22 protein-coding genes are annotated in these 19,927 nt (G+C 63.3%); 16 read left to right on the top strand and 6 right to left on the bottom strand.

Annotated features, from left to right (window positions below):
• Position 1: 1 nt before the first annotated feature.
• From AC0L2K_RS14750 to AC0L2K_RS14735, 4 genes are all read right to left on the bottom strand, one after another.
• Entirely contained in the window at positions 2 to 202 is a 201-nt protein-coding gene (locus AC0L2K_RS14750) for a hypothetical protein (protein ID WP_023797709.1), read from the bottom strand.
• A gap of 267 nt (positions 203 to 469) precedes the next feature.
• Complete coding sequence (locus AC0L2K_RS14745; RefSeq protein ID WP_473531671.1) at positions 470 to 1,285, bottom strand: oxidoreductase; 816 nt, start codon at positions 1,283 to 1,285, stop codon at positions 470 to 472.
• Between the two features lie 68 nt (positions 1,286 to 1,353).
• A complete protein-coding gene (fabF, locus tag AC0L2K_RS14740) occupies positions 1,354 to 2,658 on the bottom strand; it encodes a beta-ketoacyl-ACP synthase II (RefSeq protein WP_473531670.1) in 1,305 nt (434 codons plus the stop codon).
• A gap of 47 nt (positions 2,659 to 2,705) precedes the next feature.
• Positions 2,706 to 3,284, bottom strand: a complete 579-nt coding sequence (locus AC0L2K_RS14735) for a TetR/AcrR family transcriptional regulator (protein WP_473531669.1) — start codon at positions 3,282 to 3,284, stop codon at positions 2,706 to 2,708.
• Between the two features lie 83 nt (positions 3,285 to 3,367).
• On the opposite strand from AC0L2K_RS14735, the gene AC0L2K_RS14730 reads away from it, so the two are divergent.
• Positions 3,368 to 3,826: a nuclear transport factor 2 family protein gene (locus AC0L2K_RS14730; protein ID WP_473531668.1), complete on the top strand. Its 459-nt coding sequence runs from the start codon at positions 3,368 to 3,370 to the stop codon at positions 3,824 to 3,826.
• A 437-nt stretch (positions 3,827 to 4,263) separates the two neighbouring features.
• A complete protein-coding gene (locus tag AC0L2K_RS14725; RefSeq protein WP_287342087.1) occupies positions 4,264 to 4,677 on the top strand; it encodes a hypothetical protein in 414 nt (137 codons plus the stop codon).
• 77 nt (positions 4,678 to 4,754) lie between these two features.
• On the opposite strand, the gene AC0L2K_RS14720 is transcribed toward AC0L2K_RS14725, so the two are convergent.
• Positions 4,755 to 5,714: a LysR family transcriptional regulator gene (locus AC0L2K_RS14720; RefSeq protein ID WP_473531667.1), complete on the bottom strand. Its 960-nt coding sequence runs from the start codon at positions 5,712 to 5,714 to the stop codon at positions 4,755 to 4,757.
• Between the two features lie 119 nt (positions 5,715 to 5,833).
• Between AC0L2K_RS14720 and AC0L2K_RS14715 the strand changes: the two genes are divergently transcribed.
• The 10 genes from AC0L2K_RS14715 to gph all read left to right on the top strand — a co-directional run bounded on the left by AC0L2K_RS14715 (position 5,834) and on the right by gph (position 15,839).
• Positions 5,834 to 6,880, top strand: coding sequence for a class 1 fructose-bisphosphatase (locus AC0L2K_RS14715; RefSeq protein WP_473531666.1), 1,047 nt, complete (start codon positions 5,834 to 5,836; stop codon positions 6,878 to 6,880).
• Positions 6,881 to 6,885: 5 nt separating this feature from the next.
• Positions 6,886 to 7,758, top strand: a complete 873-nt coding sequence (locus tag AC0L2K_RS14710; protein ID WP_023797694.1) for a phosphoribulokinase — start codon at positions 6,886 to 6,888, stop codon at positions 7,756 to 7,758.
• Between the two features lie 10 nt (positions 7,759 to 7,768).
• On the top strand, positions 7,769 to 9,805 hold the full coding sequence (tkt, locus tag AC0L2K_RS14705; RefSeq protein WP_473531665.1) for a transketolase: 2,037 nt from the start codon (positions 7,769 to 7,771) through the stop codon (positions 9,803 to 9,805).
• 14 nt (positions 9,806 to 9,819) lie between these two features.
• Positions 9,820 to 10,899, top strand: a complete 1,080-nt coding sequence (fba, locus tag AC0L2K_RS14700) for a class II fructose-bisphosphate aldolase (protein WP_473531664.1) — start codon at positions 9,820 to 9,822, stop codon at positions 10,897 to 10,899.
• A gap of 21 nt (positions 10,900 to 10,920) precedes the next feature.
• Positions 10,921 to 12,414 (top strand): ribulose-bisphosphate carboxylase large subunit, encoded by a 1,494-nt coding sequence (locus AC0L2K_RS14695; protein ID WP_023797691.1) that lies wholly within the window; start codon positions 10,921 to 10,923, stop codon positions 12,412 to 12,414.
• Positions 12,415 to 12,432: 18 nt separating this feature from the next.
• A complete protein-coding gene (locus AC0L2K_RS14690; RefSeq protein WP_287225675.1) occupies positions 12,433 to 12,867 on the top strand; it encodes a ribulose bisphosphate carboxylase small subunit in 435 nt (144 codons plus the stop codon).
• An 8-nt stretch (positions 12,868 to 12,875) separates the two neighbouring features.
• Positions 12,876 to 13,814, top strand: coding sequence for a CbbX protein (gene cbbX, locus AC0L2K_RS14685; RefSeq protein ID WP_287225674.1), 939 nt, complete (start codon positions 12,876 to 12,878; stop codon positions 13,812 to 13,814).
• A gap of 61 nt (positions 13,815 to 13,875) precedes the next feature.
• Positions 13,876 to 14,562: a ribulose-phosphate 3-epimerase gene (rpe, locus tag AC0L2K_RS14680; RefSeq protein WP_287225672.1), complete on the top strand. Its 687-nt coding sequence runs from the start codon at positions 13,876 to 13,878 to the stop codon at positions 14,560 to 14,562.
• A 21-nt stretch (positions 14,563 to 14,583) separates the two neighbouring features.
• Positions 14,584 to 15,141, top strand: coding sequence for a thioredoxin family protein (locus AC0L2K_RS14675; protein WP_473531663.1), 558 nt, complete (start codon positions 14,584 to 14,586; stop codon positions 15,139 to 15,141).
• Positions 15,138 to 15,839: a phosphoglycolate phosphatase gene (gene gph, locus AC0L2K_RS14670; protein ID WP_023797686.1), complete on the top strand. Its 702-nt coding sequence runs from the start codon at positions 15,138 to 15,140 to the stop codon at positions 15,837 to 15,839. The genes AC0L2K_RS14675 and gph overlap by 4 nt, the downstream gene beginning before the upstream one ends.
• Positions 15,840 to 15,991: 152 nt before the next feature.
• Here the strand turns inward: gph and AC0L2K_RS14665 are convergent, their stop codons facing one another.
• Positions 15,992 to 16,372 (bottom strand): c-type cytochrome, encoded by a 381-nt coding sequence (locus tag AC0L2K_RS14665; protein ID WP_027151302.1) that lies wholly within the window; start codon positions 16,370 to 16,372, stop codon positions 15,992 to 15,994.
• Positions 16,373 to 16,965: 593 nt separating this feature from the next.
• Between AC0L2K_RS14665 and AC0L2K_RS14660 the strand changes: the two genes are divergently transcribed.
• Genes AC0L2K_RS14660 through AC0L2K_RS14645 form a run of 4 tightly spaced genes read left to right on the top strand, consistent with a single transcriptional unit; the run spans position 16,966 to position 19,751 of the window.
• Complete coding sequence (locus AC0L2K_RS14660; RefSeq protein WP_027151301.1) at positions 16,966 to 17,175, top strand: hypothetical protein; 210 nt, start codon at positions 16,966 to 16,968, stop codon at positions 17,173 to 17,175.
• Positions 17,176 to 17,213: 38 nt separating this feature from the next.
• The gene (locus AC0L2K_RS14655; RefSeq protein WP_473531662.1) at positions 17,214 to 18,218 is read left to right on the top strand and encodes an ABC transporter substrate-binding protein; all 1,005 of its coding nucleotides are present in this window, start codon (positions 17,214 to 17,216) and stop codon (positions 18,216 to 18,218) included.
• A 44-nt stretch (positions 18,219 to 18,262) separates the two neighbouring features.
• A complete protein-coding gene (locus tag AC0L2K_RS14650; RefSeq protein ID WP_287375891.1) occupies positions 18,263 to 19,042 on the top strand; it encodes an ABC transporter permease in 780 nt (259 codons plus the stop codon).
• Positions 19,011 to 19,751, top strand: a complete 741-nt coding sequence (locus AC0L2K_RS14645) for an ABC transporter ATP-binding protein (protein WP_036261082.1) — start codon at positions 19,011 to 19,013, stop codon at positions 19,749 to 19,751. The genes AC0L2K_RS14650 and AC0L2K_RS14645 overlap by 32 nt, the downstream gene beginning before the upstream one ends.
• Positions 19,752 to 19,927 lie beyond the last annotated feature (176 nt).

Genomic DNA, 19,927 nt, shown 5'->3' with positions numbered 1-19,927 from the left:
CTCACGTTCCCCGGCCGGGCAGCACGCGCCAGCGCTGCACGAAATAACCGGGATGCGTCTCGATCCACTGGGCTACCAGCGGCTGCGCCTGCATGAAGGCGGTCCCTGGGTTCATCGCCAGGCCGTCCACCATCTGTTCGCGTTGTTCACAGGTCTGCGGCACATCCGTCAGGCAGACCATCATAACCAGCGTATAAAGCATTGCCCCATGCCCCCATCGAATCCCGAACCCCATGCCCGGGAGTTTCAGTGATACCGACCAGTCTGCAGGGGTCGCACATACAGATCGCTTACGGGTGTGAAAGGACGTGGCCCCCACTCTTTCGCACTGCAATATAGCATATCGCTTATCTAACACCAACAACCGCCGGGGCGTTCTAGGCAATTGCTTCAGGTTGCGCTGCGCCAATGCGGCGCCGATGTTTCCGGCGTCGATGATTCCGATCTTCACGGGGTGTCTTCGATGTCGTCAGACCGGCAGCCCGTTCTGCTTGCGCAGGCTCTTGTCGAATGCGGATGCGGGGACGAAACGGCGCAGGAGACTGACCTGGCGCGCCATTTTTCCCGCAGCATAGCGCCTCTTCGGAACGGGATCGATCGCAGCAGCCAAAACCGTCTTGGCGACCAATTCGGGCGAATCGCCTTTTTCCATTGCTTTCCGCACGACTGCGTTCATGCCAGCGCGCGCAGCGTCATAGATATCAAGCAACTGGTCCGGCCTGGCGAGATTATCTTCAAACGACGTGCGGGTATAAGCGGGTTCGACCAATGCAACGCGAATCCCGAACAGGCGCAGTTCATGGTCGAGCGATTCGGAATAGCCTTCGATGGCATGTTTGGTCGACGCATAAAGCGCGAAATAGGGAGCTGGGATGAACCCCTGCACCGAACTCAGATTGACGATCCTACCCTTGCCTTGACGGCGCATTATCGGCAGGACCGCGTTGGTCACGCGGAGAACGCCGAAGACGTTCACATCGAACAGTGCCTGAGCCTGGACCATTGACGACTCTTCCGCGCCACCAAACAGACCCATGCCGGCATTGTTGACAAGCAGGTCGATGCGCCCGGTCTCGGCCAGCACGTCATCGACCAGTTTCGCCACCGACGCGTCATCGGTCACGTCACAGGCCAGCATGGTCAGGCCGTCGGAGTTTTTGGCGGCTGCGCGACGGCTGGTGCCGAACACGCGAAAACCGGCGCTTTGCAAAGCTATGGCCGTTGCGCGCCCGATGCCGGAGGACGCCCCCGTCACCAGGGCGACGCCAGGATTGGTGTTGTTCATGGAAATGATTTCTTTCTTTGGATTGGACTGATTTTGGATTGGCATGGAGGAAGCATGAAAGGTCGGAGTCAGTTATGAGCGCCTCTGGCGTTCGCGTCGGCCAACTCATCCGTCCAGCGCCGGAACAGCGCGCTGGCGTTGACGCCGCCAAAGCCGAAGCCGTTTGAGATCGCGTAGTCCATTGTCATTGGCCGGGCCTGGTTGGCGACGAAGTCGATGCCGTCGCCGGCTGGATCCGGCGCGCCCAGATTGAGGGTTGGCGGCGCCACCTGATCCCTGAGCGCCAGGATTGCGAAGATGGCTCCAAGCCCGCCGGCGGCTCCAAGCAAATGTCCGGTCGCCGATTTGGTTGCGCTGACGGCGATGGTGGAATCTGCGCTGAAGAGTGTTTTGATCGCCGCCATTTCCCCGAGATCACCGACCGGCGTGGAGGTCGCGTGCGCATTGAGGTGGCGAACCTCACGCGGCGAAATGCCGGCTTGGGCAATCGCGATCTGCATGGCTCGGCGCGCCCCGTCGCCGTCCTCGGGACCGGAGGTGACGTGATGCGCATCCGCCGTCGTGCCGTAGCCGACGAGCTCGGCGAGCGGTTTCGCACCGCGCGCCAGCGCGTGGCTCAACGCCTCGATGACCAGCACGCCGGCTCCTTCGCCCATGACGAAGCCGTCCCGCGACACGTCGAACGGCCGTGACGCCTGAGCCGGCGCCCAGTTGAAGCCGGTTGAAAGAGAGCGTGCGGCAGCAAAACCACCGAGACTGACGATGTTCATGCAGGCTTCCGTTCCGCCGCACACGGCGATATCGGCTTCGTTGGCGCGGATGAGGCGAGCCGCATCGCCGATCGCCTGGATGCCGGCCGCGCACGCCGTCACCGGCGCGCCGAGCGGCCCCTTGAAGCCATGGCGGATCGAGATGTGGCCCGCCGCAAGGTTCACCAGGAAGGACGGAACCGTAAACGGCGACAGGCGGCGGACGCCGCGCTGGTCAACCGTGCGCACCGCCTCGGTTATGGCGGGGAAGCCGCCGATGCCGGACGCGATGATCGTGGCCGTGCGCAGGCGATCCGCTTCGGAGACAGGCGTCCATCCTGCTTGCGCGAGGGCCTCTTGCGCAGCGGCGAGCCCGAAGATGATGAACCGGTCTACCTTGCGCTGGTCCTTCGCAGCCAGGACGGTATTCGGATCGAAACCAGCCTCCGGATCGTCTTCCGGCGAGGGAACCACCCCGCCGATCTTGGCCGGCAGGTCTGCCACCATAGCGTCCGGAAGCCTGCGGATGCCCGAGCGACCGGCCAGCAGTCGCGACCACGACACTTCGACATCGGCAGCAAGGGGCGTGACCGCTCCCATGCCTGTAACAACAATCCGTCGCATCTGTTTTCCTATCGATTTGGCTGCGCCGCCAGCGCTGCGCACGCCGTTCAAGCGGCGGCTGCTTCGCGAACCTGTTCGGTCGCCGCCTCCAGGAAGGCCTGGGCGAGGCCAGGGTCGTTGACGACGCGCGATAGCGTCAGCGCACCGACCATCGTCGAGAGGATGGCCATAGCCTTTCTCTCGGGCTCCTCGCCATTGGCCTCGGCAATGAAACGGCTGAGGATTTCGAGATGCTCCTTGATCCCGGCTTCGAACGACGCTTTCACGTCGCTGCCCTGTCTGGCGGCATCCGAACCGAGCGCGACAATCGGGCAGCCGTCCATCTTTTCTCCGCGATGGTCCATACTGAGGTAGAATGCGATCACCGCGCCAAGCGGATCCTCGGATTTTGCCGCAGTCGCGGCCGACCACCGCAGCGTGGCGCTCTCCATCGCCCGCCTCGACGCCTGCACCGCTAGATCGTCCTTGGAGGCGAACTGCTTGTAGAACGCGCCCTGGGTCAGCCCGGCAGCCTGCATCAGGTCCTTAAGGCCGATGCCGTCAAAGCCGCGCTCCCGAAAAAGCCGGCTTGCCACGTTGATCACGGTTTCGCGGTTTTCCGCCGCCTGAATGCGACTCACACGCATGTAGACCTCCTTAAATTAGCTTGCGTTCGACATCTATAGCAGGTATAGAGTACGAACGCAATCCAAATTGGAGGAGAGGTCAAATGCTATACAGTTATTTCGTCGAGAAATCGATCCGGCAGAGCTTCGACCACGTCAACAACCATCGCTGGGATGAGGCGGTGAAAGCACTCGTGCCGCATGTCCATCACCGCGTTTCCGGCGCCCACGCGCTTGGTGGTGAGCGCCACGACAAGCAAGCCGTGCGCCGCTGGTTTGAGCGCCTCGGCCGCGTCCTGCCCAATCTCCATCTTACGGTGAACCACGTCTGGGTGACGGGCGGGCCGTGGCACACCACCGTATTTGCCCAGTGGGACGGCACCGCGACGCTGCTCAACGGCGACGCATCCTACGTCAACAGTGGTCTCCACGTATTCACCCTGCGGTGGGGCAAGGTCTATGCACTTCAGGAATTCTACGATTCACAAGCAGCGGCCCGCGGTCTTGCCGCCCAGGCGGCAACTGGCCTCGAAGAGGCTGTTGCCGAACCAATTGCAGGCTAGGAGAAGCGCAGTCAGCGGCCCGCAGCGTAACCGCGGGTACGCTAGCTCATGGCCATGCCGACCCCATCAGCGCGCGCTCGGCGGCCGCTTGCAGGAACCGCTTCGACAGGCGCTCGTCGTTGACGGTCACGAGAGGAGCACCGCGCCGGCCATTGTCGAGAGAATAGCCTTGCTGCTGGGCTCCTTGCCCTGCCCTCGCCAACCCAGCTATCGAGCATCCCAGAGTATTCCCTGATCCCCGGCCTCGAATGATGCCTCACGTCGGCGCCCTGCCCGGCGGCATCCGAACCGAGCGCGTCAATCGGGCAGCCCTCCATTCTGTCTGCCCGATGCGCCATGCGACTCACATGCATCATAAATTTTCATTTTTTAGATTGCATTCGTAATCTAACTCAGTTATAGAGTTCGAACGAAATCTAAAAAGAAGGAGATACGAGATGATCCGCAAAACCCTGAGCGCCTCGGTTCTGGCCGCGCTGTTTCTTGCCGCCCCGGCGTTTGCCGAGGAAGCCACCATAGGACGCCCGATCGAAGCCGGCAGCCTGCACGAGGGGCACCTCGACATGGTCGTCTATTACGTCCCGGTCGAGGGCGACCGCCTGGAGGTCACCGCCACCTTCGCGCCAAAGATCGGCGGCGATCCGCAGCGCGTCGTCATGGGCCTCGCCGACGGCGACTCCGTGGCCTTTTCGATACCGGGCCACCGCGGCCCGCTCTACGCGTTCTCGCGGTCCGGCGAGGAGGTGACGGTATCGTCAGAGACCGACATGCGCGCCGATGCCAATGCACCGACTCGCCTTGCAGACGGCAGCCTGCGTGCTGCTGGGCTCGCGTCCGTGGGGCCGATGTAAAGGTCAAGCGCAATCTTAGTTGAGAGGCGACGAACGGCCATCACTCGCCTGAAGCGTTTGACCTGAGGCCGCGCGGCCTAACTCGCGCGACCTCCAATGTTCGGTCCTTCGTGCGGATAGAGCTTGCCGAACAGCGGCAGGTACATCGCGCCCTTGCGCATCAGGAAATCGTGGAATGTCGCCATCGCCGGCGAGATCGCGTGATCGCTGCGCATCACCGAAAACCATTGCCGGCGGATCGGCATGCCGACGACGTCGAGGATGACCAGCCGGCCGGCGTCGGTTTCGGCGGCGATGGTGTGGGCAGAGATGAAGGCAATGCCGAGCCCGGCCATCACCGCCTGCTTGATCGTCTCGTTCGAGCCCATCTCGACGCCAAGGTCGTCGATGCGGCCGGGCACGTCGCTCAGGAATATTTCCAGCGAGATGCGCGTGCCGGAGCCGGGCTCGCGGATGAGGAAATGCTCTTCGGCGATCTGCTCCTTGGATATCTCGCGCGCTGACGCCAGCGGGTGGTCGGGCGGCGCGATGATGACCAGCGGGTGATCGCCGAAGACCGAGGCACGCACCGGGACTTCCCGCGCCGGGCGTCCCATCAGCGCGATGTCGATGTCGTGGTTCTTCAGGCTGTTGATGGTTTCGGCGCGGTTGCCGATGGCGAGCCGCATGTCGATGTCGGGATGTTCCTTCATGAAGCCGGCCATCAGCCGCGGCGCGAAATATTTGGCGGTGGAAACGACGCCGAGCCGCAAGCTGCCGATACGCACGCCCTTGATCGCATCCATCTTGTCTTCGAGCAGGCGAAGCCGCTCCTCGATCGCTTGCGCCGTCTCGACGAAGGCCAGACCTGCGGCAGTCGGACGCATGCCGTCCGACGTCCGGTCGAACAAGGCCAGTTGGAACTCCTCCTCGACCTGCCGCAACTGGATCGTCACCGCTGGAGGAGACAAGCCTAACACCTTGGCCGCGCTGACGATTTTTCCATGGCTGATGATGGCCTGAACGGTCTTGAATTGCTTGAGCGTGAGGTTTCTCATGCGTCATACTAAATTTTTTTTAGTACGAAAGTAAAGTTATTGAATTTTACTTATCCAGCGCCGTTTGTTCTCATTCCCCAATCCGGCCGGAGGAGTTGCGGCTGGATCGGGAGGTTACGATGCCAGCGGCAACGCTCGACGCATTTCTGAATTCCTATCTCGGCCCACCCGACGAACTGCGTTCGGCAGTCGTCGCGACCGTTCGTCAGCTGACGCAGGCCGCCGCCAAGGTCCGCAACACCATCAATCAGGGGGTGCTCGGCACCGCCTTTGCCGGAACCCGCAGCGCCAATGCCGACGGCGACATCCAGAAGGATCTCGACATCTTCGCCGACGACATCTTCCTCGATGCCATGCGCCACGCTCCGGTCGCGCTCTACGCCTCCGAGGAACTGGAGCAGCCGGTCCTGCTCGACAGCCAGGCGCCTCTCGCCATCGCCATCGACCCGCTCGACGGCTCTTCCAACATCGACACCAACGTGTCGATCGGAACGATCTTCTCGCTCCTCCCTGCAACTGGCGCGCCGGACGAAAATCCGGCCGCCTCTTTTTTGCAGGCAGGCGTGAACCAGCTGGGCGCCGGTTTCTTCATCTACGGGCCGCAGCTGGCGCTGGTTCTGTCGCTCGGCAGCGGCACCCATGTCTTCGTTCTCTCGACCAGGCTCGGCACCTTCGTCCAGGCCTACGAGAGCCGGATCATCCCGCAGCGTACCCAGGAGTTCGCCATCAACGCCGCCAACTACCGGCATTGGGACGAGGCGGTGCGGCTCTACATCGACGACTGCCTCGAAGGCACCGAAGGCCCACGCGGAAAGGACTTCAACATGCGCTGGATCGCCTCCCTCGTCGCCGACTGCTACCGCATATTGATGCGCGGCGGCGTCTTCCTCTATCCAGGCGACAAGCGCAAGGGTTACCGCCAGGGACGGCTGCGCCTCGTCTATGAGGCCAACCCGATCGCCTATCTCATCGAACAGGCGGGCGGCGCCGCCACCGACACCATCACCCGCATCCTCGAAATCGAGCCCGAGGGCCTGCACCAGCGCGTGCCCGTGGTGTTCGGATCGGCGCGCGAGGTCGCGCGCATCACCCGCTACCACACCGAGCCCAGCGCGATTGGCGAGCGTGCGCCGCTGTTCAGCCGCCGCGGCCTGTTCAGGGCCTGAGCATCATGTCGGCAAAGCACCCCATCATCACCATCACCGGGTCGTCAGGCGCCGGCACCACCTCGGTCAAGCGCATCTTCGAGCTGATCTTCCGGCGCGAGAACATCGACGCCGCCTTCATCGAAGGCGACGCCTTTCACCGCTACGACCGCGCCACGATGAAGGTCAAGGTGGCCGAGGAGGAGAAGGCCGGCAATCCGAACTTCACCCACTTCCATGCCGAGGCCAACGAGCTCGCAATCCTCGAAGAGGTTTTTGAGGAATATGGCCGCCGCGGAACTGGAAAGACCCGCACCTACATCCATGACGAGGACGAGGAGAAGCAGTACGGCACGCCGCCGGGGCAATTTACCGAATGGCGCGAATTCCCGCCGAGCGACCTGCTCTTCTACGAGGGCCTGCATGGCTGCGTCGTCACCGACAAGATAGACCTGGCCAGGCATGCCGACCTCAGGATCGGCGTGGTGCCGGTCATCAATCTCGAATGGATCCAGAAGATCCATCGCGACCGGGCAACCCGCGGCTATTCCACCGAGGCGGTGATGGACGTCATCCTGCGCCGCATGCCGGACTATGTCCGCTACATCGTCCCGCAATTCTCGCAGACCGCCATCAACTTCCAGCGTGTGCCGATCGTCGACACGTCAAACCCGTTCATCGCGCGCTGGATCCCGACGCCCGACGAATCGATGCTGGTCATCCGCTTCGCCAATCCCCGCGGCATCGATTTCCCCTACCTGCTTTCGATGATCCACGACTCGTTCATGTCGCGGCCGAATTCCATAGTGGTGCCAGGCAACAAGCTCGATCTTGCCATGCAGCTGATCCTGACGCCGCTCATCCTGCAATTGATCGAACGCAAGAACCGTGTGTCGTGAGGAGGACGCCATGAACAGCCAAGCAGCAGCCCTGAAGCCCGTCGCCGCCGTCTCGGAGCGCGACATGGCGAACGCCATTCGCGCACTGGCGATGGACAGCGTCCAAGAGGCCAATTCCGGTCATCCGGGCATGCCGATGGGCATGGCCGACGTTGCGACGGTGCTGTTCAGCCGCTTCATCAACATCGATCCGTCGGCGCCCAACTGGCCCGATCGCGACCGCTTCGTGCTTTCGGCCGGGCACGGCTCAATGCTGCAATATGCGCTGCATTACCTGCTCGGCTTTGAAGACATGCCGATCGAGGAATTGCAGCGGTTTCGCCAGCTGGGCAGCCGCACCGCCGGACATCCGGAATATGGCCATGCGCTTGGCATCGAGACGACGACCGGTCCGCTAGGGCAAGGCATCTCGACCGCCGTCGGCATGGCGTTGGCCGAGCGCATGCTTGCTGCCCGCCACGGCGCCGATCTCGTCGATCATTTCACCTACGCGATCGCCGGCGACGGCTGCCTGCAGGAAGGCATCAGCCACGAGGCGATCGACCTTGCCGGTCACCTGAAGCTCGCCCGGCTGATCGTCTTCTGGGACGACAATGCGATCTCGATCGACGGACCGACGTCGCTGTCGACATCGATGGACCAGCCGGGACGGTTCGAAGCCGCCGGATGGCATGTCCAGTCGGTGGACGGCCACGACACGGAAGCCGTCGCTGCGGCAATCGAAGCGGCGCAGCAGTCTGACCGGCCGTCGCTGATCGCCTGCCGAACGGTGATCGGCAAGGGCGCGCCCAACCTGGGCGGTTCGGAAAAGACGCACGGCGCGCCGCTGGGCGAGGCCGAGATCGCCGCGACGCGCGAGAACATCGGCTGGGCTTGCGCGCCGTTCGAGGTGCCGGACGACATCCTCTTCGCCTGGCGCGAAATTGCCGAGCGCGGGCAAGCGGCGCGGCACGCCTGGGAGCAGCGGCTTGCCGCCTCGCCGCAGCGCCAGGCCTTCGAGAGTGCGGTCGCCGGCACCCTGCCCGACGCGGTCTTCGAAGCGCTCGGCGTTTTCCGCAAAGAGCATGTCGAAAAGGCGACCAAGGTCGCAACGCGAAAAGCTTCCGAGATGGCGCTCGGCGCCATCAACGCCGCAACCGAGCTGACCGTCGGCGGCTCCGCAGACCTGACGCATTCGAACCTGACGATCACCAAGGGCATGGATCGCATAGCACCTGGTGCCTATGCCGGCCGCTACATCCACTACGGCATCCGCGAGCACGGCATGGCTGCGGCCATGAACGGCATCGCGCTGCATGGCGGCTTCGTGCCTTATGGCGGCACCTTCCTGTGCTTCGCCGACTATGCGCGCGGCGCGATGCGGCTGTCGGCGCTGATGGGCCAGCGCGTCATCTATGTGATGACCCATGATTCCATCGGTCTCGGCGAGGACGGCCCGACCCATCAGCCGATCGAGCACCTGGCGATGCTGCGGGCGACGCCCAACCTCAACGTCTTCCGTCCGGCCGACATAATCGAAACGGCGGAGTGCTGGGAACTGGCGCTGAAGAGCAAGAACCGGCCGAGCGTGCTGGTGCTCTCGCGCCAGAACCTGCCGATGCTGCGCCAAGCACACAGCGAGAAGGCACACAGCGACGAGCCACACATCGACGAGAACCGGTCGAGCCAGGGCGCCTACGTCCTGCGCGAGCCAGCCGGGCACCGCGCCGTGACGCTGATCGCCACCGGCTCGGAAGTCGAGATCGCCGTTGCCGCCGCCGAACGGCTGGAGACCGAGCACGGCATCGCCGCCGCCGTCGTCTCGATGCCGTGCTGGGAGCTGTTCGAGGAACAGGATGCCGGCACCCGCAAGGCTGTCCTCGGCTCGGCGCCGCGCGTCGCCGTCGAAGCCGCAGCACGGCTCGGCTGGGACCGCTGGACCGGCGACACCGGCGCTTTCGTCGGCATGGCCGGTTTCGGCGCCAGCGCCCCTGCCCCGGATCTCTACCGGCATTTCGACATCACGCCCGAAGCCATCGCCGCAGCGGCGCTGAAGCTCATCATCTAGGAAGGACCCCAAAAATGGCCCGCATCACCCTTCGCCAGCTTCTCGACCATGCCGCCGAGCACGGCTACGGCGTTCCGGCATTCAACATCAACAACATGGAACAGGGCCTTGCCATCATGGAGGCGGCCAGGGCCTGTGACGCGCCGGTCATCATCCAGGCCTCGCGCGGCGCCCGCTCCTATGCCAACGACATCATGCTGGCCAAGATGATGGAGGCGTTGACCGAAATGCATCCGGCCATTCCGCTCTGCATTCATCAGGACCACGGCAACAACGAAGCCACCTGCCTTTCGGCGATCCACCACGGCTTCACCTCGGTGATGATGGACGGCTCGTTGATGGCGGACGCCAAGACGCCGGCAAGCTATGACTACAACGTCGCCATCACCGAACGTGTCGCACGGATGGCGCATTGGGTCGGCGCTTCCGTCGAAGGCGAGCTTGGCGTGCTCGGCTCGCTGGAAACCGGCCAGGGCGAGGCCGAGGACGGGCATGGCGCCGAAGGTGCGCTTTCCCACGACCAGCTTTTGACCGATCCCGATCAGGCGGTCGACTTCGTCACCGCCACCCGGGTCGACGCGCTGGCGATCGCCTGCGGCACCTCGCACGGCGCCTACAAATTCAGCCGCAAGCCCGACGGCGGCATCCTCGCCATGCAGGTGATCGAGGCGATCCACGAAAAGCTGCCCAACACGCATCTGGTCATGCATGGCTCTTCCTCGGTGCCGCAGGAACTGCAGGACGTCATCAACCGATATGGCGGCGAGATGCCCCAGACCTTTGGCGTTCCGGTCGAGGAGATCGAGCGCGGCATCCGTTACGGCGTGCGCAAGGTCAACATCGACACCGATTGCCGCATGGCCATGGCCGGGCAGTTCCGCCGCGTCGCGACGGAAGACCCGCGCGAATTCGATCCGCGCAAATTCCTGAAACCCGCCATGGATGCCCTGCGCGACCTTTGCCGCGATCGCTTCGAGCGCTTCGGCACCGCCGGCAACGCCTCGAAGATCAAAGTTATCGCCATGGACGAGATGGCCAAACGTTACGCCGCGGGAAAACTCGACCCGCAAATCGCAACCGCGAAAGCCGCCTGAGCGGCAAACAGGAGACCTGTCATGAACAAGATCGACATGCCGTCAGCTGGCACGCTCAAGGAAGGCAAGGAACGCTACAAGTCGGGCGTCATCCCCTACAAGAAGATGGGCTACTGGGAGCCGGACTACCGGCCCAAGGAGACCGACCTGATCGCCATGTTTCGGATCACGCCGCAGCCAGGCGTCGACCACGAGGAGGCGGCGGCCGCCATCGCCGGTGAATCCTCCACCGCGACATGGACGGTGGTGTGGACCGACAGGCTGACCGCCTGCGAGCTCTACCGCGCCAAGGCGTTCAGATCCGAGCCGGTGCCGAACACCGGTCCCGGCACCAAGACCGAGCAGCAGTACTTCGCCTACATCGCCTACGACCTCGACCTGTTCGAACCGGGGTCAATCGCCAACCTGACTGCATCGATCATCGGCAACGTGTTCGGCTTCAAGGCAGTCAAGGCCTTGCGGCTCGAGGACATGCGCATCCCGGTGGCTTACCTGAAAACCTTCCAGGGCCCGGCGACCGGCATCGTGGTGGAACGCGAGCGGCTCGACAAGTTCGGCCGGCCGCTGCTCGGCGCGACGACGAAGCCGAAGCTTGGCCTGTCAGGCCGCAACTATGGCCGCGTCGTCTACGAGGCGCTGAAGGGTGGCCTCGACTTCGTCAAGGACGACGAGAACATCAACTCGCAGCCCTTCATGCACTGGCGCGACCGCTTCCTCTACTGCATGGAGGCCGTGAACAAGGCGTCGGCCGCCACCGGCGAGGTCAAGGGCCATTATCTCAACGTCACCGCCGGCACGATGGAGGAGATGTATGAGCGCGCCGAATTCGCAAAACAGCTTGGCTCCTGCATCGTCATGATCGACCTGGTCATCGGCTACACGGCGATCCAGTCGATGGCCAAGTGGGCACGCCGCAACGACATGATCCTGCACCTGCACCGCGCCGGCAACTCGACCTATTCGCGCCAGAAGAACCACGGCATGAATTTTCGCGTCATCTGCAAATGGATGCGGATGGCCGGTGTCGACCACATCCATGCCGGTACCGTTGTCGGCAAGCTGGAAGGCGACCCGCTGATGATCAAGGGTTTTTATGACACGCTGCGCGAGGAGCGCACGCCGCAGAACCTCGAAACCGGGCTGTTCTTCGACCAGGACTGGGCCTCGCTCAACAAGGTGATGCCCGTCGCCTCGGGCGGCATCCATGCCGGCCAGATGCACCAGCTGATCCATTATCTCGGCGAGGACGTCGTCCTGCAGTTCGGCGGCGGCACGATCGGCCATCCGGACGGCATCCAGGCCGGCGCAACGGCCAATCGCGTCGCGTTGGAAGCGATGATCCTCGCCCGCAACGAGGGCCGCGACTATCTGCGCGAAGGCACCAAAATCCTCGAACAGGCGGCCAGATGGTGCACGCCGCTGAAGGCGGCCCTGGAGACCTGGAAGGACGTCACATTCAACTACGAATCGACCGACACGGCCGACTTCGTGCCAACCGCAACGCCCAGCTTCTAGACGAAAGGAACCGTCGCCATGATGACCAATCCGGGAAACAAGGTCACGCAGGGACAGTTTTCGTTCCTGCCCGAACTGACCGATGAGCAGATTTCGGCGCAGATCAAATATGCGCTGAAAAACCACTGGGCGGTCAGCGTCGAGTACACGGACGATCCGCATCCGCGAAATACCTATTGGGAAATGTACGGCAACCCGATGTTCGACCTGAAAGACCCGGCGGGCATCCTGCTTGAAGTCAACAATTGCCGGAAAGCCATGCCCAACATGTATGTCCGGGTCACCGCCTTCGATTCGAGCAAGGGCTGGGAAGCGCCGCGCATGTCGTTCATCGTCAACCGGCCGCCCAACGAACCCGGGTTCCGGCTGCTGCGCCAGGAGCGCGACGGCCGCAACCAGGGCTATTCGATTGTGCCTTATGCGACCGACAGGCCCGAAGGCGAGCGGAGCTAGCCGAAACCATGCTGGACGCGATAGCAAAGGGCACTGCCGCGCCGGACGAATCGGTCAATCTGCAGGCCGAGTTCGAGGCGTCCAACATCGATGAGGTGCTGGGCAAGCTCGACCGCGAACTCGTTGGCCTGAAGCCCATCAAGACCCGCATCCGCGAGATCGCGGCGCTGCTCCTGGTCGACCGGCTTCGCCGCAAGTTCGGCCTGACCTCGGGCGCGCCGACCCTGCACATGAACTTCACCGGAAACCCCGGCACCGGAAAGACCACCGTGGCGCTGAGGATGGCCGAAATCCTGCATCGTCTCGGCTATGTCCGCGAGGGCCACATGGTCGCAGTGACGCGAGACGATCTCGTCGGCCAGTATGTCGGCCACACCGCGCCCAAAACCCGCGAAGTGATCAAGCGCGCCATGGGCGGGGTGCTTTTCATCGACGAGGCCTACTATCTCTACAAGCCCGAGAACGAACGCGACTACGGCCAGGAATCGATCGAGATCCTGCTGCAATGCATGGAAAACAACCGTGACGACCTGGTTGTGATACTTGCCGGCTACAAGGACAAGATGGACCGCTTCTTCAACAGCAATCCCGGCATGCGCTCGCGCATCGCCCACCACCTCGATTTTCCCGACTACGGCGTCGGCGAGCTCAAATCGATCGCCGAGATCATGCTGGCGGAACAGAATTATCGTCTCAGCGAGGCGGCGGCCAAGGCGCTCCAAGAGTATCTGCCGATCCGCATGCGGCTGCCGCATTTCTCCAACGCTCGCTCGGTCCGCAATGGGCTCGACCGGGCGCGGCTTCGCCAGGCCAACCGGCTTTTCACGTCGCGAGACCGGGTGTTGACGAAGACCGACCTTATCACCATTGAGGAATCCGATATTCGCGGCAGCCGCGTTTTCGCAGAAGGCAAGCTCGAAGGCGAACCGGAGACGAAGGCGCGCTGACAAGATGACGCCGGTTGGTGTGCAGCGACCGAAAACCGAAGACGGAATGGAGCCGACGACCATGGGTACCAAGACAATCATCGCCCCCTCGGTGCTTTCTGCGGATTTCTCGCGGCTCGGCGACGAGGTCGAAGCAGTCGTCCGGGCGGGTGCCGACTGGATCCATCTCGACGTGATGGACGGCCATTTCGTGCCCAACATCACGTTCGGCCCGCCGGTGATCAAGGCGATCCGTGACCGAACCGACAAGGTCTTCGACTGTCACCTGATGATTGCGCCGGCCGACGCCTATCTCGCCGCCTTCGCCGAGGCCGGCTGCGACATCATCACCGTGCATGCCGAGGCCGGGCCGCATCTCGACCGTTCGCTGCAGGCGATCAGGAATCTCGGCAAGAAGGCCGGCGTGTCGCTGAACCCGTCGACGCCGGAAAGCGTCATCGAATATGTGCTCGACCGGCTCGATCTGGTGCTTCTGATGACGGTCAATCCGGGTTTCGGCGGCCAGGCTTTCATTCCGGCGGTCGTCGACAAGGTCAGGCGGGTCAAGGCGCTGATCGGCAATCGCCCGATCGACATCGAGATCGACGGCGGCGTCACCCCCGAGACCGCTCCGCTGGTCACCGCGGCCGGCGCCAATGTGCTGGTCGCCGGCTCGGCTATCTTCAAGGGCGGCAGCGAGGCGGCCTATCGCGCCAATATCGGCGCCATCAGGCAGGCAGCCGACGGCGCGATCCGGAGAGCCGCGTAAACCATTTCATCGGAGGACAACATGGGGGCAATCCCACCTGTCTGCGATTTCGGCTGGCAAGCCATCGATGCCGTCTTGCCCGGTGTCGACGGCAAATCGCATTCGATCTTCAGCCATGCCGGCCCGAACGGGCTGGTGGTGGCCTTCATCTGCAACCACTGCCCTTATGTGAAGGCGGTGATTTCACGCATCGTCCGCGATGCCAGCTACCTCAAGCCCGAAGGCATCGGCTTTGTCGCGATCAGCTCCAACGATGCCGACGCCTATCCCGATGACTCCTTCGACAACATGAAGCTCTTCGCCAGGGCGAACGGCTTCACTTTCCCCTACCTCCACGACGAGCGCCAGACGGTTGCGCGTGCCTATGGAGCGGTTTGCACTCCGGATTTCTTTGGGCTCAACAGCGAGTTGACGCTGCAATATCGCGGCCGGCTGGACGCGGCGCGGCGCGACGCCGGGCCGCCCGGACTGAGACGCGACCTTTTCGAGGCGATGAGGCAGATTGCCCGAACCGGCGACGGACCGCTGGACCAGATCGCTTCGATCGGCTGCTCGATCAAGTGGAAGGATGCTGCATGAACGTCGGCGCAGGCAGGCGGTTTCGATCGCCAAAAGCGATCCTGTTCGATCTCGACGGCACGCTGGTCGATTCGGCGCCTGACATAACCGCCGCCGTCAACGAGCTGCTGGCCGGCCGCGATCTGTCGCCGCTGCGCCTGGAACAGGTCAGGGCGATGATCGGCGGCGGCGTCAGGAAACTGATCGAGCGAGCCTTCGCGGCATCCGGCGCGCCGCTCCTCGGCAGCGCGCTCGATGAAGCCAACCGCGCCATGGCGCCGATCTACCGCAGGCATCTGACCGGCCTGACGACACTGATGCCTGGCGTCAGGGAGGTTCTCACCCACTTCCACTTGAGCGGAATAGCGATGGGCGTGGTGACTAACAAGCCGCAGCTGGCGGCTCGCGAAATCCTGCTGCATTTCGGGCTGACGGAGCATCTCGGCGCGATCGTCGGCGGAGACGCGGTAACTTGCCTGAAACCGGCGCCCGACGCTCTGCTACTGGCGCTCGACCAGCTTCAGGTCGAGCCTCGTGACGCACTGATGGTCGGAGACAGCGGCGCCGACGTGGCCGCCGCCCGCGCCGCCGGCATGCCGGCTATCCTGCTGCGTGGCGGCTACACCCAAATTGCCGTTGAAGCACTTGGCGCCGACCTGGTTTGCGACGGCCTGCTCGACCTGCCTTCCGCCATGCGCAGGCTGCAAGACGCCGCTTGACCGGCGCCAACCAGTGCGGGCACCGGCCGAACGCAGTTTGCGAACGGCCGGCGAAGTCGCGTTACTCCGGGGGAAGAACCGGGTTACTTCCGGGGGAAGAACCGGGTTACTTCCGCGGGAAGAACCGGGTTATTTCCTGCGGAAAAACCGGGTTATTTGGAGTATTGCTTCAGATAGGCGATGACGTTGGCGAGATCCTCGTCCTTCTTGAGACCGGGAAACGCCATCTTCGTACCTTTGATCATGCCCTTCGGGTCGCGAAGATAATTCGTCAGCGTGGCTTCGTCCCATTTGACGCCGGATTTGCCCGCCTCGGCCATCGGTTTGGAATATTTGAACCCCGGATGCGTGCCGGCCGTCCGGCCGATAACGCCGCTTAACGACGGACCGATCTTGTTCTTGTCCTCGTCGACGACATGGCAGGCCTTGCATTTGGCGAAGACCTTCTCACCCGCGGCGGCATCCTGTGCCTGCGATTGATTTGTAATAAACGTCGCAACGGACACGACGGCGAAAAATGCGACTGCACGCATGGCATTTCCTCATTGATCGTCAAGGTGCCCTGGACGATTAGCGCATGCCTTTGTCTGATCATCGGCATGCATCGTTTTATGCAGAGCGAGAGCTTCTCCCTTGTGGAGTTGCAGCACTGCATCCTGGAAGCTACCCGGCCGATGGGGGATGTCAACCGCTACCCGGGTTCAAGGCAGTCGCTTCAGGTTTGCGCTGCCTTCCAGCGTTGATGGTTGGCGAAAGCCGAAGCGACATCCAATCTCCCCCCTTGCGGGGGAGATGTCCGGCAGGACAGAGGGGGGTGGGAAGGATCGCCAACTTTCGGCTTTATCCATCCCAACCGGAAATCAGCTGAGGGCGTGGCTGTAATTGGTCGACAGGTCGGAGGGACAGCACCCCCCTCTGCCCTGCCGGGCATCTCCCCCCGCAAGGAGGGAGATCGGCAGCTTCACCGACGGCGCGATTGACGGCCATCGGGCGAACGCGTAGCCTCAAACCATTCCGGTTTTCCATGGGCACTTCGGGACTCCGGCAGTTGGCGATTTTGTCCAGGCTCTTGGATCGGGCCGGATCTCGTCAAAGCGGGCGTCTTCAAGCGCGCAAGAGGTGCTGAATGGATATGGTCGACCTCATCTTGACGGTTTGCCTGATTGCCAATCCGGGCAATTGCCGAGACGAACATCTCTATTTCGAGAGCCGCGGCTCTCTGTTCCAATGCATGATGCTGGCGCCCACCGAAATCGCGAAATGGTCGCAGGAACACCCGACCCTCAAGGTCAAGCGCTGGAAATGCGCGTTCCCGAACAAAGACCGTGCGATCTGATCGGCGCCCGGCCGGTTGCGGCCTCGGGAGGAGACATCATGATGATTTCGCGTCGAGGAACGCTCCGGCTGGCGGCTCTTGGAACAGCCGCGGCGCTTGTCCCAAAGCCCTCCTTCGCCACGACCCCCGCCTTCGCCAGGAACAGGGTTCGCATCGGTGTGCTGAAATTCGGCACCGTGAGCTGGGCGCTTGACACGCTGAAGCACCACAGGTTCGACGCAGCCAACGGCATCGATCTGGAGATCCTCGATTTTGCCGGCGAGGATGCAACCAACGTCGCCATGCTGGCCGGCGCGATCGACATGATCGTCTCCGACTGGCTGTGGGTCTCGCGCCAGCGCTCCGAAGGAGTCGACCTCACACTGGTCCCCTATTCGACCGCCGTCGGGGCGATCATGGTGAAGGAGGCAGCGCCGATCCGCACGATCACCGATCTCAGCGGAAAAAAGCTCGGCGTCGCCGGCGGATCTCTCGATAAAAGCTGGCTGCTGATCCAGGCGCTGGCCAGACGCGATCACGGCCTCGACCTGGCGGCAACCAGCGACATCGTCTTTGGCGCGCCGCCGCTGATTTCGGAAAAGGCGATGCAGGGCGAGCTCGATGCGGTGCTCAATTTCTGGCATTTTTGCGCCCGGCTCGAGGCCAACGGCTTTCGTCGGCTGATCGGCGCCGATGCTGCGGCGAAAGCGCTCGGGGCCTCAGGCGCCGTATCGGCGCTCGGCTATGTCTTTCATGACAAATGGGCGAACGAAAATCCGGACGCTATCAGCGGCTTCATCAAGGCTTCGGCGCAGTCCAAGGACTTGCTGGCCAGATCCGACGATGAGTGGCTGCGCCTTGCGCCGATTATCCGCGCGCAAGGCGAGGAACTGGCCAAACTGCGTGACCGCTATCGCGAGGGCATTCCCAGACGCCCCGTCGCCGAGGATGCGGCCGACGCCGGCAAGCTCTATCGTGTGCTGGCCGAGATCGGCGGCGAAAAGCTGGTCGGCCGCGCGCCCGAGATGGCGCCCGGCACGTTCTGGCAGGTACCCCCGCAATGAGCGCACCTGATACCGGCGATCGCCAGCCTGGCGCTGCGGCCGGCATGTCCAGCCAATCCGGCCTGGCAGCGGCGCTGACACCGGTGCTGACGGTTGCGGCCTCTCTGCTCGGGCTTGGCCTGCTGTGGGGCCTTGCGGCAAATGCCTGGCCGAGCCGTGCCTTTCCAGGGCCGGGACAGGTCTGGCAGGTGCTGCTCGCAGAGGCGGCGAACGGCGATCTCTTCTACCATCTCGGCGCGACACTCGGCCGGGTTGCCGCGGCATATGTCGTCGCGATGGTTGTTGGCTCGGTCATCGGCGTCCTCCTCGGCAGCCACCGCCGCGCAGACCGGTTCTTCGCTCCCTGGGTGGTTCTGTTCCTCAACATTCCCGCGCTGGTCGTCATCGTGCTCGCCTACATCTGGTTCGGCCTCAACGAAGCGGCGGCGATTGGCGCGGTTGCCGTCAACAAGATCCCGAATGTCGTGGTGACGATGCGCGAAGGCGCCAGGGCGCTTGATCCGGGTTACGCCGAAATGGCCGCCGTCTACCGCTTCGGTCTTCTCGACCGCATTCGCCACGTCCTGCTGCCGCAACTGCAGCCCTATCTTGCCGCCGCCTCACGATCCGGCATCGCTCTCATCTGGAAGATCGTCCTGGTGGTCGAGCTGCTCGGCCGCTCCGACGGCGTCGGCTTCCAGATCTATCTTTATTTCCAGCTCTTCGACGTCGCCGCCATCCTCGCCTACACCCTGGCTTTCGTGGCGGTGATGCTAGTCATCGAACTCTTTCTGGTGCAGCCCGTTGAACGACATGCAACCCGTTGGCGCCGTCGTCCCGCTTAGGGTCGACATCGCCGAAAAGACTTTCAGGTCCGCGCAAGGCGTCTCGATCACGGCGCTCCAGGACCTTTCCTTCGAGGTCCGGCAAGGCGAATTCGCCTGCTTGCTGGGGCCGTCCGGCTGCGGCAAGACCACGACGCTGCGCATCCTGCTTGGGTTGGACAAGGACTTTTCCGGCTCGTTCCAACTGCCTGAAGGCGGCTCCAACCGGATCGCCGCCGTATTCCAGGAGCCGGTCTTGCTGCCGTGGCGAACAGTGGAGCAGAATGTCAGGCTGGCGCTGCCGAAAAGCCTGAGAACGAAGAATCTCGACGGGCTGTTCGACACGCTCGGCCTCGCCGGCATGCGCTCGCTCTATCCGGCGGAGCTTTCGCTCGGCCTTGCGCGCAGGGCAGCGCTTGCCAGGGCCTTCGCCACCGAACCGGCGGTGCTGTTCCTGGACGAACCCTTTGCCTCACTCGACGAACGGACCGCCGAGCGGCTTCGGCACCTGCTTTTGACCGTGTGGTCGGCGCGGCCCACGACCGCCCTGATGGTAACCCACAATCTGCGCGAGGCCCTGATGCTGTCGGACCGCATCATCGTGCTCGCGCAGCGGCCGGCCCATGTGCTCGGCATGTTCGACGTAAGGCTGCCGCGGCACTATCGCAATCCACAGGTGATGAGCGACCTTTTGCGGTCGTTCCAGCAAAAATTTCCGGGCGTGGCCTGATCACCTTGCAGTTCGGAAGCGGGAGGAAGCCATGCCGATCGACAGGATACGACGCAAGCTTGTGAACGGCTTCGCCTGCACCGCGGTCAGCGCCGCGATGCTGCCCTGTTGCCTCGGGCGATCCGCTCTCGCCGCAGCCTACGGCCTTGAATTCAAGCTCAGGAAAGTCGCCGACG

The sequence above is a fragment of the Mesorhizobium sp. WSM4817 genome, assembly GCF_055811135.1.
The sequence above is the reverse complement of the archived record's forward strand: the minus strand, read 5'-3'. Positions and strand labels throughout refer to the sequence as shown.

Excerpts from the sequence above, each read along its gene's own strand:
- AC0L2K_RS14750 (WP_023797709.1), bottom strand. The coding sequence starts at position 202 with ATGCTTTATACGCTGGTTATGATGGTCTGCCTGACGGATGTGCCGCAG.
- AC0L2K_RS14745 (WP_473531671.1), bottom strand. The coding sequence starts at position 1,285 with ATGAACAACACCAATCCTGGCGTCGCCCTGGTGACGGGGGCGTCCTCC.
- AC0L2K_RS14655 (WP_473531662.1), top strand. The coding sequence starts at position 17,214 with ATGATGATTTCGCGTCGAGGAACGCTCCGGCTGGCGGCTCTTGGAACA.
- fba (WP_473531664.1), top strand. The coding sequence starts at position 9,820 with ATGGCCCGCATCACCCTTCGCCAGCTTCTCGACCATGCCGCCGAGCAC.
- fabF (WP_473531670.1), bottom strand. The coding sequence starts at position 2,658 with ATGCGACGGATTGTTGTTACAGGCATGGGAGCGGTCACGCCCCTTGCT.
- cbbX (WP_287225674.1), top strand. The coding sequence starts at position 12,876 with ATGCTGGACGCGATAGCAAAGGGCACTGCCGCGCCGGACGAATCGGTC.
- AC0L2K_RS14690 (WP_287225675.1), top strand. The coding sequence starts at position 12,433 with ATGATGACCAATCCGGGAAACAAGGTCACGCAGGGACAGTTTTCGTTC.
- AC0L2K_RS14730 (WP_473531668.1), top strand. The coding sequence starts at position 3,368 with ATGCTATACAGTTATTTCGTCGAGAAATCGATCCGGCAGAGCTTCGAC.
- AC0L2K_RS14710 (WP_023797694.1), top strand. The coding sequence starts at position 6,886 with ATGTCGGCAAAGCACCCCATCATCACCATCACCGGGTCGTCAGGCGCC.
- gph (WP_023797686.1), top strand. The coding sequence starts at position 15,138 with ATGAACGTCGGCGCAGGCAGGCGGTTTCGATCGCCAAAAGCGATCCTG.
- AC0L2K_RS14645 (WP_036261082.1), top strand. The coding sequence starts at position 19,011 with ATGCAACCCGTTGGCGCCGTCGTCCCGCTTAGGGTCGACATCGCCGAA.
- AC0L2K_RS14735 (WP_473531669.1), bottom strand. The coding sequence starts at position 3,284 with ATGCGTGTGAGTCGCATTCAGGCGGCGGAAAACCGCGAAACCGTGATC.
- rpe (WP_287225672.1), top strand. The coding sequence starts at position 13,876 with ATGGGTACCAAGACAATCATCGCCCCCTCGGTGCTTTCTGCGGATTTC.
- AC0L2K_RS14665 (WP_027151302.1), bottom strand. The coding sequence starts at position 16,372 with ATGCGTGCAGTCGCATTTTTCGCCGTCGTGTCCGTTGCGACGTTTATT.
- AC0L2K_RS14725 (WP_287342087.1), top strand. The coding sequence starts at position 4,264 with ATGATCCGCAAAACCCTGAGCGCCTCGGTTCTGGCCGCGCTGTTTCTT.
- tkt (WP_473531665.1), top strand. The coding sequence starts at position 7,769 with ATGAACAGCCAAGCAGCAGCCCTGAAGCCCGTCGCCGCCGTCTCGGAG.
- AC0L2K_RS14660 (WP_027151301.1), top strand. The coding sequence starts at position 16,966 with ATGGATATGGTCGACCTCATCTTGACGGTTTGCCTGATTGCCAATCCG.
- AC0L2K_RS14715 (WP_473531666.1), top strand. The coding sequence starts at position 5,834 with ATGCCAGCGGCAACGCTCGACGCATTTCTGAATTCCTATCTCGGCCCA.
- AC0L2K_RS14650 (WP_287375891.1), top strand. The coding sequence starts at position 18,263 with ATGTCCAGCCAATCCGGCCTGGCAGCGGCGCTGACACCGGTGCTGACG.
- AC0L2K_RS14695 (WP_023797691.1), top strand. The coding sequence starts at position 10,921 with ATGAACAAGATCGACATGCCGTCAGCTGGCACGCTCAAGGAAGGCAAG.
- AC0L2K_RS14675 (WP_473531663.1), top strand. The coding sequence starts at position 14,584 with ATGGGGGCAATCCCACCTGTCTGCGATTTCGGCTGGCAAGCCATCGAT.
- AC0L2K_RS14720 (WP_473531667.1), bottom strand. The coding sequence starts at position 5,714 with ATGAGAAACCTCACGCTCAAGCAATTCAAGACCGTTCAGGCCATCATC.